The organism is Streptomyces sp. YIM 121038 (genome assembly GCF_006088715.1).
Lineage (GTDB): Bacteria > Actinomycetota > Actinomycetes > Streptomycetales > Streptomycetaceae > Streptomyces.
Genome location: NZ_CP030771.1, coordinates 9813239 through 9831846 on the forward strand (window position 1 = coordinate 9813239; position 18608 = coordinate 9831846).

General features: G+C 75.4%; 1 protein-coding gene. It reads left to right on the forward strand.

Going from position 1 to position 18608, the window contains the following annotated elements; translation table 11 throughout:
- Nucleotides 1-32 precede the first annotated feature (32 nt).
- Entirely contained in the window at nt 33-18602 is an 18570-nt protein-coding gene (locus tag C9F11_RS41605; protein WP_138965621.1) for a non-ribosomal peptide synthase/polyketide synthase, read from the forward strand.
- The last annotated feature ends 6 nt before the right edge of the window (nt 18603-18608 follow it).

An 18608-nucleotide genomic window follows, 5' to 3' on the forward strand; every position in this document is an offset into this window, starting at 1 on the left:
CGCACCGTCCCCGCGCCGAAGGACATCCCCCCATGACGGACCTGCATGACAAGCCCACCCCGGCGACCAACCCGCCGTCGGCCGACCACGCCGCCACCGGCGGCGGAAGCGGGAGCTCCGGTGCGCACCCGCACCCGTCGCTCGGTGAGCTGTTCGCCGCATGGGTGGCCCGGACACCCGACGCGCCCGCGGTCACCGACGGCCGACGCACCTGGTCCTACCGGGAGTTGGCACAGCGGGCCGACCGCCTCGCCGCCGACCTCGTACGGCGCGGGGCCGGACCGGATCGCACGGTGGCGCTCGTCCTGCCGCGATCAATGGAACTGATCGCGGCAGAGATCGCCGTGACACGTGCTAGTGCCGCCTTCCTGCCCGTGGACCCGGGCTACCCCGCCGAGCGGCGCGCGCTGATGCTGGCCGACGCCGCACCGGTGGTGGTCCTCGACGACCCGGCCCGGGTCCGCGCCGTCCTCGACGACGCGGCCGGTCCCGTGCCCGACCGGTGGCCCGAGCCGGTGGGCGCCGACCACGCGGCGTACGTCATCTACACCTCCGGCTCCACCGGCACCCCCAAGGGCGTGACCGTCACCCACCGGGGCATCGCGGCCTTCAGCCGCGGCTGCGCCGAGCAGTACGCCGTGCGGCCCGGCGACCGGATCCTGCAGTTCTCCTCGCCCAGCTTCGACGCCGCCGTCCTCGAACTGTGCAGCTCCGTCCTGTCCGGAGCCACCCTCGTGGTGCCGCCGCACGGACCGTGGCTCGGCGACGAACTCGCCGCCGTCCTCGACGAGCACCGCATCACCCACGCGCTGATCCCGCCCGCCGCCCTCGCCACCCTGCCCGACCCGGCGCACGGCGCCGCGGGCAGCCACCTGAGCAACCTGATCGTAGGAGCGGAGGCCTGCCCGCCCACCCTCGTCGACCGCTGGGCCCCCGGCCGCCGGATGATCAACTCCTACGGCCCCACCGAAGCGACGGTCGTCGCCTCCTGGACCGGCCCCCTGACCGCGGGCAGCGGAACACCGAGCATCGGCACCCCCCTGTCCGGCACCCAGGTACACGTCCTCGACGCGGCGCTGCGCCCCGTCGCGCCCGGCGCCGACGGCGAGCTGTACGTGGGCGGGGACGGCGTGGCCCGCGGCTACCACGGCCGCCCCGGCCTGACCGCCACCCGCTTCGTCGCCAGCCCCTTCGGCCCGCCCGGCGCTCGGCTCTACCGCACCGGCGACCGCGCCCGCTGGAACGGCGAAGGAGAGCTGGAGTTCCTCGGCCGCGCCGACCGCCAGGTCAAGGTCCGCGGCTTCCGCATCGAACCCGGCGAGATCGAGGCCGTGCTCCTGCGCCACCCCGGCGTGCGCGAGGCCGTCGTCGTGGTGCGCGAGGACGACCCGGGACGGCGGCGGCTCGTCGGCTACGTCACGCCCACCGACGCCGACCGCGCCCCGGAGCCCGCCGCGCTGCGCGCGGCGACGGCCACCGCCCTGCCCGCGCACATGGTCCCGGCCGCCGTCGTCGTCCTGGACGAACTCCCGCTCACCAGTCACCACAAGGTGGACCACCGCGCCCTGCCCGCCCCCGTCCGCGAGACCGCCGACGGCTGGACCCGGCCGCGCACCCCGCAGGAGGAGGCACTGGCCGCCATCTGGGCCGAGGTCCTCGCCGTCGACGCCGTGGGCGCCGACGACGACTTCTTCGACCTGGGCGGCGACTCCGTCCTCGCCGCCCGGACGCTGTCACGGATCACCGAGGAACTGGGCGTGCGCCTCGCGGTGCGGGACGTGTTCACCGCCCGGACCGTCGCCGCTCTCGCCCCGCTCCTCGGCGACCCGTCCGCCACCGCACCGCCCGAGCCGATACCGCCCGCCCCGCGCGACGGCCCGCTGCCCCTGTCCAGCGCGCAGCAGCGGCTGTGGTTCCTGGACGACCTCACCCAAGGCGGCACGGAGTACAACACCGGCGTGGCGCTGCGGCTGCGCGGCGACCTCGACGGCGCGGCCCTGCGCCGCGCCCTGGACCGGCTCGCCGCCCGCCACGACGCGCTGCGCACCACGTTCGCCACGGTCGCCGGACAGGGCGTGCAGCGCGTCAGCGCGACGGCCGAACTGCCCCTGCGCACGGCCGACGTGGCGCACGTGCCCGCCGCCCGGCGCGCCGAGGTCGCCGAACGGCTCCTCACCGTGGAGCTCGGCCGCGCCTTCGACCTGGCCACGGGCCCCCTCACCCGGGCGCTCCTCATCCGCCTCACCGACGGGGAACACCTGCTGCTCCTGGCCCAGCACCACATCGTCACCGACGGCTGGTCGGTGGGCCTGCTCACCCGCGAACTGGCCGCGCTCTACCACGCGGAGGCCACCGGAGCGCCCGACGGCCTGCCCGCGCCGACGGTGCAGTACCCGGACTTCGCGGTGTGGGAGCGGCGGCAGCGCTCCTCCGGCACCGACAGCGACGACCTCGCGTACTGGAAGCGGCACCTGACGGGCATGCAGCAGCTCGACCTGCCCACCGACCGGCCCCGGCCGCCGGTGCGCACGACCGTCGGCGACGCCCACCGCCACCCGATCCCGGCGGACCTCGTCGAGCGGCTGCGGCAGCTGGCCGCGGGCCGCGGCACGACGTTGTTCACCCTGTTCGCCGCGGCGGCGGCCGTGCTGTTCTCCCGGTACTCCGGCCAGCGGGACGTGGCCTTCGGCACCGTCACCAACGGGCGCGGGCGCCGCGACCTGGAGGACGTGACAGGCTTCTTCGCCAACACCGTGGTGCTGCGCGAGGAAGTCGACGACACCACCACCGTCGGCGCGTTCGTGGAGCGCATGCGCGCGACCGTCCTGGACGCCTTCGCCCACGACGGGGTGCCCTTCGACCGCGTCGTCGAGGAACTGGCACCGCCCCGCGACCCCAGCCGTACGCCGCTGGTGCAGGCGCTCGTGGTCCAGCAGACGGCCCCCGCCCATCCGCCGCGGGCCGGCGCGCTGCGCGTCGAGGAGCACCCGCTGCCGCGCCCGGCCTCCCGCTTCGACCTGGTCCTTGAGTTCGCGCCGCGCCCGGACGGCGGCCGTGAGCTGACCGTCGAGTTCAACACCGATCTGTTCGACGTGGACACGGTCGCCCGGATGAGCCGCCATCTGCACCGCCTCCTGGAGGACATGGCGGACGGCCCGCACCGGACGCTGGCCGAGCTGCCCCTGCTCCTGGAGGGCGAGCGGCGCACCCTCCTGGAGACCTGGAACCCGCCCGCGCGCACCGGGGACGACGACACCGCGCGCACCCTGCCGGCGCTCTTCGAGGCCCAGGTGGCCCGCACCCCCGAGCACACCGCCGTGGACTGCGGCACCACACGCCTCGACTACACCGAGGTGAACCGGCGAGCCAACCGCATCGCCCGGCAGCTCGTGGCCCGCGGCGCCGGGCCCGAGACGCTCGTGGCCCTGTGCCTGCCCCGCACCGCCGACCTGGTCCCGGCCCTGTGGGGCGTCCTGAAGTCCGGCGCGGGCTATCTGCCCGTCGACCCCGGCTACCCCGCCGAGCGCATCCGCTTCATGCTCGCCGACGCCCAACCGGGCCTCGTCGTCGCGGGCCGCGAGACCGCGGGCGCGCTGCCCGCGGACTGCGAGCCGCTGATCCTGGAGGACTGCCTGACCGACGGCGCGGACCTGCCGGGGGACACGGACCTGACGGCGGCGGACCTGGCACGCCCCCTGGTCCCCGACCATCCCGCGTACGTCATCTACACCTCGGGGTCGACCGGCCGCCCCAAGGGCGTCGTGGTCGCCCACCGCAGCGTGGCGGCGCTCGCCGAGTGGGTGGCGGAGCGGTTCGGGCCCGAGCGCCTCGCCCATGTGATCGCCTCGACGTCGCTCAACTTCGACGTGTCCGTGTTCGAGTTGATCTGCCCCCTGCTCGCGGGCGGCAGCATCGAGGTGGTCGCGGACCTCGCCGCCCTCGCCGAGGCCCCCGACCTGCGCAGCGCCGGGCTCGTCAGCGGTGTGCCGTCCGTGATCGCGCGGCTGCTCACCGAGGGCCACACGGCGATCGCCTCGGACACGTTCGTCCTGGCCGGGGAGGCGCTGCCCGCGCAGACCGTGCGCGACCTTCGGCGGGCCATGCCGTTCTGCGAAGTGGCCAACATATACGGCCCGACCGAGGCCACGGTCTACGCCACCGCCTGGTTCGCCGACGACACCGAACCCGACCAGGCCCCGCCGATCGGCAGGCCCGTGGCGCGCACCCGCGCCTACGTCCTGGACCACCTGCTGCGCCCGCAGCCCCCGGGCGTGACGGGCGAGCTCTACCTCGGCGGCGGCGGCCTCGCCCGCGGCTATCTGCGCCGCCCCGGGCTGACCGCGACCCGCTTCCTCGCCGACCCCTTCGGCGCCCCCGGGGACCGCATGTACCGCACCGGTGACCTGGTGCGGTGGACCCAGGCGGGCGAACTGGAGTACCTGGGCCGCACCGACCAGCAGGTCAAGGTGCGCGGCTTCCGCATCGAACTGGGCGAGGTGGAGGAGGCCCTGCTGCGCTGCGAGGGCGTGGCGCAGGCGGCCGCCGCCGCCCGCGAGAGCGAAGGACACCGGCGCCTGGTCGGCTACGTCGTGCCCGCCCCGGGCAAGCGGGTGGACCCGGACGCGGTGCGCCGCGAACTCGGCCGCGCCCTGCCCGACTACCTGGTCCCCGCCGTCGTCGTCGGGCTGAGCGCGCTGCCCCTGAACCCCAACGGCAAGCTGGACCGCGACCGGCTGCCCGACCCCGGGCCGCTCGCGCGCACCGCCCGCCACGTGCCGCCGCGCACGCCCACCGAACGGCTCCTCGCCGGGATCTGGGCGGACGTCCTGCACGTGGAGCGGGTCGGGGCGGACGACAACTTCTTCGCGCTCGGCGGCGACTCCATCCTCAGCATCCAAGTCGTCGCCCGGGCCCGGCAGGCGGGCCTGACGGTCACCTCCCGCGATGTGTACCGGCACCAGACGGTGGCCGACCTCGCCCGCTGCGCGGACGCCGCGGAAGGCCGCAAGGCCACCGCCCCCGTCCAGGTGGCGGCCACCGGACCGGCGCCGCTGACGCCCATCCAGCACTGGCTGTTCGACAGCGCCGGAGACCGCTCCGGCCACTTCTCCCAGACCCTGTCGGCCCAGCTGCGCGGGGCGGTCGACGCGGCAGCTCTTGAGGACGCGCTCAACGACCTGGTCGCCCACCACGACGCGCTGCGCTCCCACTTCGTGACCGAGGGCGCCGCAGGTCCCGGCGGTACCGGCCCCGCCACCGCCCGGTGGCGCATCGGCGAACGGACGCCGCGCCTGCGCCTGGCACGCCACACGGGCCCCGACGCCGACGCGCCGCACCTGGGCCCCTTCGACCTGAGCGAGGGCCCGCTGCTGCGCGCCGTCCTGCACGAGCGGGGCGCGGGGCTGCGGCCCGTCCTGCACCTGGCCGTCCACCACCTCGTGGTCGACGGCGTCTCCTGGCGCGTCCTGCTCGAAGACCTCGACCTGGCCTACCGCGCCCGCCGCGAGGGCCGCGACGCGACGGCGGCCCTGCCCGCCAAGTCCTCGCCGCTGCGCCACTGGGCACAGCGCCTGGCCACGCACGCGGCCGACGGAGGCTTCGCCGACGAGACGGCGTACTGGACCCGAGCCCTCGCGGGCGCCGAGGCGGCCCTGCCCACGGACGGGGCGGGCCCCAACACCTACGCCTCGGCCCGCTCGGTGACCGTACGCCTCACCCCCGAGCACACCACCGCGCTGCTGCGCACGCTGCCCGACACCTACCGCACCCGGGTCAACGACGTGCTCCTGAGCGCGCTCGGACGCGTGCTGTGCGCCTGGACCGGCCACGAGCGGGTCCTGGTGGACGTCGAGGGGCACGGGCGCGAGGAGCTGTTCGCCGACGTCGACACCAGCCGGACCGTCGGCTGGTTCACCACCCGCCACCCCGTCGCGCTCGCCGTCCCGCCCGACGCCGACTGGGACGCCGTACTCAAGCAGGTCAAGGAGCAGCTGCGCGCGGTACCCCGGCACGGCCTGGGCCACGACGCGCTGCGCCACCTGACCGGGCCCGGCACGGCGCCCCCGGCGCCCGCCGCGCAGGTCAGCTTCAACTACCTGGGCCGTTTCGGGCTCCCGGACGCGCCGGACGGCCTGTACGGCGAACCGTTCCGCCCCCTCGAACTGGACGCCGACCCGCTGTCCGCGCGCCCGCACCCGCTGGAGGTCGTGGGGCAGCTGGACGGCGACGCACTGGAGTTCACCTGGTTCTACTCCGACGCGCTGCACCACGAGGCGACCGTCGCGGATCTCGCCGCGGGGTTCGCGGACGCGCTCGCCGGGATCGCCCGGCACGCGGCCCGGCCCGGCACCGGCGGCCGCACCCCGTCGGACTTCCCGCTGGCGCGGCTCGACCAGACGGCCGTGGACCGCCTCGTGGGCGACGACCCCGGCGCGGTCGAGGACGTCCACGCGCTCACGCCCACCCAGGCGGGGATGCTCTTCCACGGCCTGTCGCAGGACGACCAGAGCGTGTACTTCCAGCAGGTGTCGTTCGTCCTGGACGGCGTGCCCGATCCCGCCGCCCTCGCGGCGGCCTGGCAGCACGTGACGGACCGCACCCCGGTGCTCCGCTCCCGCGCGGTGTGGCAGGACGTGCCCGAACCGCTCCTCGTGGTGCGGCGCCACGCGACCGTGCCGGTCACGCACCTGGACTGGCGCCGGCTGACCGACGACGAGCGGGGCGGCGCGCCGCGGGACCTGCTCGACCGGGACCGCGAGCGCGGCGTCGACCTGGCGTGCGCCCCGCTCCAGCGCCTGGCCCTGGTCCGGCTCTCCGACACCTCCGTACGCGTGGTGTGGTCCTTCCACCATCTGATCCTGGACGGCTGGAGCCTGTTCCAGGTCCTGTCCGACGTGTTCGCCCGCCACGCACGGCCGTCCGGCTCCGAGGACGGGGGCGACCCGCTGCCCGTGCGGCGCCCCTTCAGCGACTACGTGGCCTGGCTGCGCGACCGCGACGACGACCGGGCCGAGCGGCACTGGCGCGACCGCCTCGCCGGCCTGACCGAGGCCACCGCGCTGCCCTACGACCGCGAACCGCGCGAGACCCACCACGCGGAGTCCACCGAGGCGGTCCGCGTCACGGTGCCGCAGGCCACGACGCGCGCCCTGGAGGACCTGGCCAAGGCGGCGGGCCTGACCCTGAACACCCTGGTCCAGGGCGCCTGGGCGCTCCTCCTGAGCCGCCTTGCGGGCAGGGACGAGGTCGTCTTCGGCACCACCGTCTCCGGCCGCCCGCCCGAGCTGCCGGGCGCCGACTCCATCACCGGCCTGTTCATCACGACCCTGCCCACCCGCGTCCGGGTGGCGCGCGACGGCACCCTCGCCGACTGGCTGGGCGCCCTCCAGTACGACCAGAGCGAGGACCGCCGCTTCGACCACGTGCCGCTCACACGGATGAAGGCCCTCACCGAACTCCCCGAGCGGGCCGCCCTGTTCGACAGCATCGTCGTCTTCGAGAACTACCCCGTCGACGACGACCTCGCCGCCGCCCACGGGCTGCGCCTGAGCGACCTCGACGGCATCGAGACCACCAACTACCCGCTGAGCCTGGTCGCCTATCCCGGTACGGAACTCGGCCTGCGCCTCGGCTACGACCCCGCGCTCCTCGACGCCGCCACGGTCGCCCGGATGGGCGAGTACCTCACCGTGCTCTTCGAGGGCATGGCCGCGGGACCCGAGCGCCCGCCCGCGCTGCTGCCGCTGCTCACGCCCGCCCGCCGCCGCCAGGTCGTCGACGAGTGGAACGACACCGCCACCGCCGTCCCCGAGGAGACGGTCGCGCGGCTGTGGACGGCACAGGCGCGCCGCACGCCCGACGCCGTCGCCCTGGAGGCCGGTGCCGACCGGCTCACCTACCGGGACCTGGACGTCCGGGCCACGGCACTCGCCGCCCGGCTCGCCGCCCGCGGCGTCACGGCCGAAGTGCCGGTCGGCGTCCTCATGGACCGCTCGGTCGGCCTGGTCGTCGTCCAGCTCGCGCTCGCCCTCGGCGGAGGCGTCTACGTCCCCCTCGACGGCCGGGCGCCGAGCGAGCGGCTGCGGCGCATGCTCGCCGAGGTCGGCGCGGACCTCGTCCTGACGGACGCCGAGTGGGAGCGCACGGCGCGGGACGTGCTGCCCGACGGAACCGTGCTGCGGCCCGACCGGGAACCCGAGGGCGAAGCGCCGGACGCTCCCGACGCCCCGGCCGTGCACCCCGACTCCGTCCAGTACGTCATGTTCACCTCCGGCTCCACCGGCACGCCCAAGGGCGTCGCCGTGCGCCACCGGGACGTCGCCGCCCTCGCGTCGGACCGCGCCTTCGCCGGGCACGACCGCGTCCTCGTGCACTCCCCGCACGCCTTCGACGCCTCCACGTACGAGCTGTGGGTGCCCCTGCTGCGGGGCGGAACGGCCGTCCTCGCCCCGCCCGGGGACGTCGAGGCCGCCGTCGTCCGGAACGCGATCACCGAGCGCGGCGTGCGGTTCCTGTGGCTCACCGCGGGCCTGTTCCGCCTCCTCGCGCAGGAGGACCCCACCTGCCTGCGCGGCGCGCGGGAGGTGTGGACCGGGGGCGAGGCCGTGCCGGGCGCCGTGGTGCGCCGCGTCCTCGACGCCTGCCCCGACCTCACCGTCGTCGACGGCTACGGCCCCACCGAGACCACCACCTTCGCGACCCGGCGCCCCTTCCGCGCCGGTGACCCGCTGCCCCCGGTGCTGCCCATCGGGCGCCCGCTCGACAACACCCGGGTGTACGTCCTCGACGCCGCGCTCCAGCCCCAACCACCCGGCGTGCCGGGGGAGTTGTACGTCGCGGGGGCCGGGCTCGCCCGGGGCTACACCGGGCGGTCGGGGGCGACCGCCGCCCGCTATGTGGCCGATCCGTTCGGTCCGCCCGGCTCCCGCATGTACCGCACCGGCGACGTCGTGCGCTTCGGCGGCGACGGCGAACTGCACTTCGTGGGGCGCGCGGACGACCAGATCAAGCTGCGCGGGTTCCGCGTCGAGCCCGCCGAGATCGAGGCCCGCCTCACCGCGCACGCGGGTGTCGCCGAGGTCGTCGTGTCCGTGTGCGAGCACGCCGGGCGCAAGCGCCTGGCCGCCCACGTCGTGCCCGCCCCCGCGGCGGCCGCGCCGACCGTGCGCGAACTGCGCGCCCACGTGGCCGCCGAACTGCCCGACTACATGGTCCCCGCCGCCTTCGTGACGGTGCCGGAGCTGCCGCTGACCGCCAACGGCAAGGTGGACCGGAGCAGACTGCCCGCACCGGACTGGTCGGCGGCGGGCGACACCGCCTACCGGCCGCCCCGCACCGAGGCCGAGCGCGTCCTCAGCGGCATCTGGGCGGACCTCCTGGGCGTGGACCGCGTCGGCGCCGACGACAACTTCTTCACCCTCGGCGGCGACTCGATCCTCAGCATCCAGGTCGTCTCACGGGCCCGCGCCGCCGGGCTCGGGCTCACCCCGCGCGACCTGTTCCGCCACCCCACCGTGGCCGCCCTCGCCGCGGCCAGCGGCTCGGCCGGGGCCGTCGCCGGAACCGGCCCCGTGGCCGGCGAGGTGCCGCTCACGCCCATCCAGCACTGGTTCCTCGACCCTGGGCCGCGCCGCCCCGAGGTCTTCGACCAGTGCCTGCTCGTCGAGACGGCCGGGGACGTCGACGCGGACGCCCTGCGCCGCGCCCTCGCGGCCCTGTGGTCCCACCACGACGCCCTGCGCGCCCGGTTCGTCCAGGGCGACGACGGGGCCTGGCGGCAGCACTGCCCCGGCCCGGACGAGGCGGCACCGGACCTTCTGGAGATCGTGGACCTGAGCGGCCCGGACGCCGAAGCGGCCGAAGCCGCCGAGGCCCGCGCCACCGCCGAGGCGCACGCCGCGTTCCGCCTCGCCACCGGCCCGCTGCTGAACGCCCTTCTGTTCACCGGCACGCGACCGCGCCTGCTCCTGACCGTCCACCACCTGGTCGTCGACGGGGTGTCCTGGCGCATCCTCCTGGAGGACCTGGACACCGCCTATCAGCAGGCGCGTACGGGCGAGCCCGTACGGCTTCCGGAGCGCACCACGTCGGTCCAGGAGTGGGCCCGCCGCCTGCGTGCCCGCACCGCGTCCGGCGGCTTCGCCGACCAGCGCGCCCACTGGGAGGACGTGGCACGGCACTGCGCCGCGCCCCTGCCCCTGGACACCGGCGCGGCACCGGACGGCACCACCATGGCCGACGTGCGCGCGGTCACCGTACGCCTGGACCGGGAGCGCACCGACGACCTGCTGCGCAAGGTGCCCGGCGCCTACCGCACCCGCATCGACGACGTGCTCCTGACCGCGCTCGGCCGTACCGTCGCCGACTGGATCGAACGTTCTACCGTCGCTGTCGCTCTGGAGGGCCACGGCCGCGAGGACCAGCTCTTCGACGACGTCGACCTGTCCCGCACGGTCGGCTGGTTCACCAGCCTGTACCCCGTCGCCCTGCACGTGCCGGACACGGACTGGGGGACCGCCCTGAAGTCCGTCAAGGAGCAGCTGCGCGCGGTGCCGGAGCGGGGCATCGGCCATGGCGCGCTCACGCACCTCGCCGGGGACGACCGGCTCACCGCCGCGCCGACGCCCGGCATCAGCTTCAACTACCTGGGCCGGTTCGACTGGTCGGCCGACGGCGGCGGCGCCCTGGTGCGCGGCGTGCCCGGCGGCCTCGGCGGCGCCGACGCGCCCGACGCGGCGCGCCCGCACCTCCTCGACGTGATCGCCCGCGTGGAGGGCGGGGAGCTGGAGATCACCTGGCACTACAGCCACACCCTGCACCACGAGGAGACCGTCGCGGGCCTCGCCGACGGCATGCTGCGGGCGCTCACCGAGCTCGTAGCCCACTGCTGCCGCGAGGACGCCGGGGGCCGCACGCCCTCGGACTTCCCGCTGGCCCGCGTGGACCAGGAGGCCCTGGACCGCGTCGTGGGCGACGGCCGCGCGGTCGAGGACCTGTACCCGCTGACGCCGATGCAGGCGGGCATGCTGTTCCACAGCCTCATGGATCCCGACGCGCGGACGTACGTCAACCAGGTCCAGCTGGTGCTGCGCGGCGTCACCGACCCGGGCGCCCTGGCCGAGGCGTGGCAGCGGACCGCCGACGCCAACGCCGTGCTGCGCACCGGCCTGGTGTGGCAGGAGACCTCCGAGCCGCTCCAGGCCGTGCGGCACCGGGCCACCGTGCCCGTCACCCACCACGACTGGACCGGATGGCCCGCCGACCGGTGCGCGCGGGAGATGGACCGGCTGCTCGACGCGGACCGGGACGCCGGGATCGACCTGGGCACCGCGCCCCTGATGCGCCTCACCCTGATCCGTCTGGCGCCGGACCGCGTACGGATGGTGTGGACGTTCCACCACGTCCTGCTCGACGGGTGGAGCGCGGCCCAGGTCTTCGACGAGGTGTGCGAGCGGTACGCGGCGCTGACCGCCGGACGCCGCCCGGAGATCGCCGACCGCGCGCCCTTCCGCGACTACCTGGAGTGGCTGTCGCGGCAGGACGCCGCCCGGTCGGAGCGGTACTGGCGCGAGACCCTCGCCGGGTTCTCCGCCCCGACCGAACTCCCCAGGGACCGGCGGCCCACCGAGGCCCACCGCGCGTCGTCCTCCGGAACCGTCGGCGTGGAGCTCGACGCCGGGACGTCGGCGCGGCTGCGGGAGACGGCACAGCGGGCCGGACTGACCGTCAACACCATGGTGCAGGGCGCCTGGGCGCTGCTCCTGTCGCGGTACGGCGGCGGGGACGACGTCGTGTTCGGCACCACCGTCTCCGGGCGCCCCGCCGAACTGCCCGGAGTGACCTCGATGGTCGGGGTGTTCATCAACACCCTGCCCACCCGCGTCCGGATCGACGGCGGTCGCGGCCTCCTGGAGTGGCTGCGCGAGCTCCAGGCCGCCCAGTCGGAGTCCCGCAGGCACGACTTCGTCTCCCTCGCCCAGCTCCAGACGTGGAGCGAGGTGCCCGGCGGCACGAACCTCTTCGACAGCATCGTGGTCTTCGAGAACTACCCGTTCGACGAGGGCGCCCTGGCCCGGCACGGCCTGGCCATCGAGCAGGAACGCGACGTGGAGCCGACCAACTACCCGCTCAACGTGGTGGTCGCCCCCGGGGACGTCCTGTCGGTCATCCTGGACTACGACCCCGGTCACTTCGAGGAGCCGACCGCGCGTTCCCTCGCGGCGCGGCTGCTGCACACGCTGCGCCTCCTGGCCGACGCCTCGGACGACATCCGCCTGGACGCGGTGGACATCCTGGCGCCGGAGGAGCGCGAACGGCTCCTGCGGGGGCCCGCGCGCCCCGCACTGGCCCCGGTCGCGCCGGAGGTGCTGCCCGTCCTGGTCGAGGCCGCCGTGGACCGTACGCCCGAGGCGACGGCCCTCGTCGGACCGGGCCTCACCCTGTCCTTCGCCGAGGCCGAGGTGCGCGCGAACCGGGTGGCGCACGGGTTGATCGCCCGCGGTGTGGGCCCGGGCGATCTGGTGGCCCTGGTGCTGCCCCGCTCCGTGGACATGGTCCTCGCGCAGCTCGGCGTGGCCAAGGCCGGTGCGGCCTTCGTGCCGGTGGATCCGGGGTATCCGGCGGAGCGGGTGGCGTTGATGCTGCGGGACGCGGCGCCCGCGGTGACACTCGACGCGGAGCAGGTCGCCGAACTGCTCGCGGCACAGGGCGTACCGGAGCACCGGCCGACGGAGGCGGACCGGGTCCGTCCGCTGCGTCTGGAGGATCCGGCGTATGTGATCTATACGTCGGGTTCCACGGGGACGCCCAAGGGTGTCGTGGTGACGCATCGCGGTCTTGCGGGTTTCTCGGCTGCTGAGGCGGCGCACTATGAAGTGGCGCCGGGGGACCGGGTGCTGGCGTTCGCCACGCCGAGCTTCGACGCTTCGGTGCTGGAGTTGTGCATGTCCCTGCCGCTCGGCGCGAGCCTGGTCGTGCCCGCACCCGGGCCACTGCTCGGCGCGGAACTCGCGGAGGTGCTCCGGACGGAGCGCATCACGCACACGCTGCTGCCTCCGCCCGCGCTGTCCACCCTGCCACCGGAGACCCCGGGCACCCTGCCGGACCTGAAGACCCTCACGGTCGGCGCCGACGCCTGTGGTCCGGAACTGGTGGCCGCCTGGGCGCCGCACCACCGTCTGGTCAACTCCTACGGGCCCACCGAGGCGACGGTGGTGGCCACTTGGTCGGCGCCGTTGACCGTGGAGGGGACCGCGCCGCCCATCGGGCGGCGGCTGCCGGAGACGGGTGTGTATGTTCTGGACTCCCGGCTGCGGCCGGTTCCGGACGGGGTGGCGGGGGAGTTGTGGCTGAGTGGTCCGGCTCTGGCTCGTGGTTATCTGAACCGTCCGGGTCTTACGGCGTCGCGGTTCACGGCCGATCCGTTCGGTCCGCCCGGCTCGCGGATGTACCGCACCGGTGACCTGGTGCGCCGCGACGCCCACGGCGAGCTGCACTACCTGGGCCGCACCGACCACCAGGTGAAGGTGCGCGGCTTCCGCGTCGAGCTGGGTGAGCTGGAGGCCGCCCTCGCCGGGCACCCGGACGTGGCCGCGGCCGCCGCCCGCGTGTCGGAGCGCGACGGCCACCGCCGCCTCGTGGCGTACGCCGTACCGAGGGGGAGCGAAGCCCCCGACCCCGCGGCCCTGCGCGACTTCCTCGCCCGCACCCTCCCCGACCACCTGGTCCCCGCGGCCGTCGTACCGCTGGAGCGACTGCCGCTCGGCGCCAGCGGCAAGCTCGACCGGAACGCACTGCCCGAACCCGTCTGGTCGGCTCCGGCCGACGGCGGCGGCGTCCCGCCCCGCACCGACACGGAGAAGGCGCTCGCCGCGATCTGGTCCGAGGTCCTCGGCGTGCCCGACGTGGGCGCGCAGGACAACTACTTCACGCTCGGCGGGGACTCCATCCTCGGCATCCAGATCGTCGCCGCGGCCCGCCGCGCCGGATTCGCGCTGACGCCCAGGCACCTGTTCCGCCACCAGACGATCGCCGAGCTGGCCGCCGCCGCTGAGGACCTGCCCGCCGCGGGAACGACGGCCGAACAGGGCGCCGTCGTCGGCGAGGCACCGCTCACGCCCGTCCAGCACCTGCTGTTCGACACCCTCACCGGCGACCCGGCACGCCTCACCCAGGCCGTCGCCCACCACCTCGCCAGCGACACCGACGAGGCCGCGCTGCGCGCCGCCCTCGCCGCCGTCCACGACCACCACGACGCGCTGCGCCTGCGCTACCCGGCACACGCCGACGGGGCCCGCCGCCAGTACGGCACCGCGCCGGGCGCACCGGTCCACCTGGAGGTGCACGACCTGCCGGGGGAGGTGCCCGCCGCCCTCGTCGACGAGCTGTGCGCGGGCTTCGACCTGGACACCGGGCCGCTCCTGAAGGCCGCGCTGTGCCGCTCCGGCGACGAGCGGCGGCCCGTCCTGGTGCTCGCCGCGCACCACCTGGTCGTGGACGCGGTGTCCTGGCACTTGATCCTGGAGGACCTCGACACCGCCTACCGGGCCCTGCGCGCGGGGAACCCGCCGGACCTCGGCCCGAAGACGACCTCCTTCCAGGCGTGGGCCCGCCGCCTCGCCGCGCACACCGAGGCCGGAGCCTTCGACGGCGAGCTCGACCACTGGCGGAACGTGCCCGACGGCCACGCCCTGCCGACCGATCTCGCCGGGGCCAACACCGCCGCGAGCGAGGAGTCGGTGACGGTGGGCCTCGACGCCGAGGAGACCCGCCGCCTCCTCCAGGACGTACCGGGCGTCTACCGCACCCGCGTCAACGACGTGCTGCTGTACGCCCTCGGCCGGGTCCTGGCGCGCTGGACGGGCCGGGACCGGGTGGCCGTGACCCTGGAGGGCCACGGCCGCGAGGAGCTCTTCGACGACGTCGACCTCTCCCGCACCGTCGGCTGGTTCACCAGCGTGTTCCCCGTCGCGCTCGACGTACCGCGCGACGCGGACACCGCCACCGCGCTGAAGTCCGTCAAGGAGGGCCTGCGCGCGGTGCCCCACGGCGGCATCGGCTACGGCGCCCTGCGCCATCTGCACCCGACCGCGGGCGCGGGACTGCCCGCGCTGCCGCAGATCTCCTTCAACTACCTGGGCCAGCAGGACCGGAACACCACCGGAGACCTGCTGCACGCGCCCCACGGCGACCTGACGGGCGGCATGGACACGGCCGCGGACCGCCCGCACCTGCTCGACGTCATCGGGCGCGTGACGGACAAGCGCCTGGAGTTCACCTGGTCGTACTCGCGCGACGTGCACCGCGGTGACACCGTCGCCCGGCTCGCGGCCGAGCTCACCGACGAACTGCGGGCCCTCGTGCGGCACTGCGCCGAACCCGGCGCCGGGGGCCGCACCCCGTCGGACTTCCCGCTGGCCCCGCTGGACCAGGCCGCCGTCGACCGCCTGGTCGGCACCGGACGCGACGTCGTGGACCTCTACCCGCTCACCCCCACCCAGGCGGGCATGCTCGTCCACGGCATGGACGAGCCCGCCGAGGGGCTGTACGTCGAGCAGATCACGTTCGTCATGGACGGCGTGCCCGACGCCCGCGTGCTCGCCGCCGCGTGGCAGCACGTCGTGGACCGCACCCCCGTGCTGCGCACCGCCGTCGTCCTCGGCGGGGCGCCCGTCCCGCTCCAGGCGGTGCGGCGCGCCGTCACCGTGCCCGTCACCGAGCACGACTGGAGCTCTCTCGCGCCCGAGGCGCGCGCGGCGGAGCTGGAACGGCTGCTCGCCGAGGACAAGGCCCGCGGCATCGACCTGGACCGCGTGCCGCTGCTGCGCGTCGCCCTGATCCGCCTCACCCCGGACGAGGTGCGCGTGGTGTGGACCTTCCACCACGCCCTGCTCGACGGGTGGAGCGTCTTCCACGTCCTCGGGGACGTCGTGGCCGCTCACGCCGCCCTCTCCCGGGGCGAGGAGCCGCGGCTGCCCGAGCGCAGGCCGTTCGCGGACTACGCCGCCTGGCTCGCGGCCCGCGACACCACACGGGCCGCGGAGCACTGGACGGGCGCGCTCGCCGACCTGACCGCACCGACCCCGCTGCCCTACGACCGCAGGCCCGCCCCGGGCGCCCCGTCCCGCTCCGGCAGCTGGCTCGCGGAGTACCTGGAGGAGGCCGAGACGGACGGCCTCGCGGACTACGCCCGGCGCCACCGGCTGACCCTCAACACCGTGGTGCAGGGCGCCTGGGCGCTGCTGCTGTCCCGCTGGAGCGGCGAGCGGGACGTGTGCTTCGGCACGACCGTCTCCGGGCGGCCCGCGGACATGCCGGGCGCCGACACCATCGCCGGCCTGTTCATCACCACCCTGCCCGCCCGGGTCACCGTGGACGGCGCCGCCCCGTGCGCCGCGTGGCTGCGCGAGACGCAGGCCGCGCGGGCCGAGGACCGCCGCTTCGACCACGTACCGCTCACCGACCTCCAGGCCGCCAGCGGACTGCCCGCGGGAACCCCGCTGTTCGACAGCCTGCTGGTGTTCGAGAACTATCCGGTCGGCGACGACACCGCGGGCGCGCACGGCGTCCAGGTCCGCGACCTCGACGCCCACGAGTCCACCAACTACCCGCTGACCGTGGTGATCCTGCCGGGCAGCCGGATGGGTGTCGTCGTCGGCTACGACCCCCGCTACTTCGAGGAGGCCACGGCACGCTCCCTCGCGGACCAGCTTGTCCACACCCTGCGTGCCCTGGTCGCCGCGCCGGACGGGACGTCCCTGGACGCGGTGGACGCCCTGGCGCCGGAGGAGCGCGAACGGCTGCTGCGGGGGCCCGCGCGCCCCGCACTGGCCCCGGTCGTACCGGAGGTGCTGCCCGTCCTGGTCGAGGCCGCCGTGGACCGTACGCCCGAGGCGACGGCCCTCGTCGGACCGGGCCTCACCCTGTCCTTCGCCGAGGCCGAGGTGCGCGCGAACCGGGTGGCGCACCAGCTGATCGCCCGCGGTGTGGGCCCGGGCGATCTGGTGGCCCTGGTGCTGCCCCGCTCCGTGGACATGGTCCTCGCGCAGCTCGGCGTGGCCAAGGCCGGTGCGGCCTTCGTGCCGGTGGATCCGGGGTATCCGGCGGAGCGGGTGGCGTTGATGCTGCGGGACGCGGCGCCCGCGGTGACACTCGACGCGGAGCAGGTCGCCGAACTGCTCGCGGCACAGGGCGTACCGGAGCACCGGCCGACGGAGGCGGACCGGGTCCGTCCGCTGCGTCTGGATGACCCGGCGTATGTGATCTATACGTCGGGTTCCACGGGGACGCCCAAGGGTGTCGTGGTGACGCATCGCGGTCTTGCGGGTTTCTCGGCTGCTGAGGCGGCGCACTATGAAGTGGCGCCGGGGGACCGGGTGCTGGCGTTCGCCACGCCGAGCTTCGACGCTTCGGTGCTGGAGTTGTGCATGTCCCTGCCGCTCGGCGCGAGCCTGGTCGTGCCCGCACCCGGGCCACTGCTCGGCGCCGAACTGGCCGAGGTCCTGCGCGCCGAACGCATCACGCACACCCTGCTGCCCCCGGCCGCGCTCGCCACCTTGCCGCCGGACACACCCGGCACCCTGCCCGACCTGAAGACCCTCACGGTCGGCGCCGACGCGTGCGGCGCTGACCTGGTGGCCCGCTGGGCGCCGCACCACCGCCTGGTCAACTCCTACGGGCCCACCGAAGCGACCGTGGTGGCCACTTGGTCGGCGCCCCTGACAGCGGACGGCGTCGCGCCGCCCATCGGGCGGCGGCTGCCGGACACCGGGGTGTACGTCCTGGATTCCCGGCTGCGGCCGGTCCCGGACGGGGTGGCGGGGGAGTTGTGGCTGAGTGGTCTGGCCCTGGCCCGTGGCTATCTGAACCGTCCCGGGCTCACCGCGTCGCGGTTCACGGCCGATCCGTTCGGTCCGCCCGGCTCGCGGATGTACCGCACCGGCGACCTGGTGCGCCGCGACGCCCACGGCGAGCTGCACTACCTGGGCCGCACCGACCACCAGCTCAAGCTGCGCGGCCACCGCATCGAGGCGGGCGAGGTCGAGGCGGTGCTCGTCCGTCACCCGGCGGTGCTCGACGCCGTGGTCACGGTGCGCGAGGACGAGCCGGGGCTGCCGCGCCTGGTCGCCCACCTGCTCGCCGCGCCCGACGCCGAGCCGCCCGCCACCGCGGAGCTGCGGACCCTCGCCGCCCGCACCCTGCCCGGCCCCCTGGTCCCCTCGGCATACGTCGTCCTCGACCGCTTCCCGCTCACCGAGAACGGCAAGACGGACCGGGCCGCGCTGCCCGCGCCGCCACCGGACCAGGAGGAGACGTCCGGGCACGTCGCCCCGCGCACCCCCACCGAGGAGGCCGTCGCCTTCCTGTGGGAGGAGGTCCTGCAGACGGTGGTGGGCGTGGAGGACGACTACTTCTCCCTGGGCGGCGACTCCCTGCGCGCCCTGCTCATCGCCTCCCGGGTGGGCGAAGCGTTCGGCGTGACCCTCACGCCCCGCGACGTCCTGGTCCACCGCACGGTCGCCGCCCTGGCGGACCTGGTGGAGGAACAGGTGCTGAGCGAACTCGAAGACGCCGCACGCGGCGACAGCGACCACGACGAACGGTGAGGACTG

Coding starts and splice junctions, on each gene's coding strand:
- C9F11_RS41605 (WP_138965621.1), top strand. CDS start 33: ATGACGGACCTGCATGACAAGCCCACCCCGGCGACCAACCCGCCGTCG.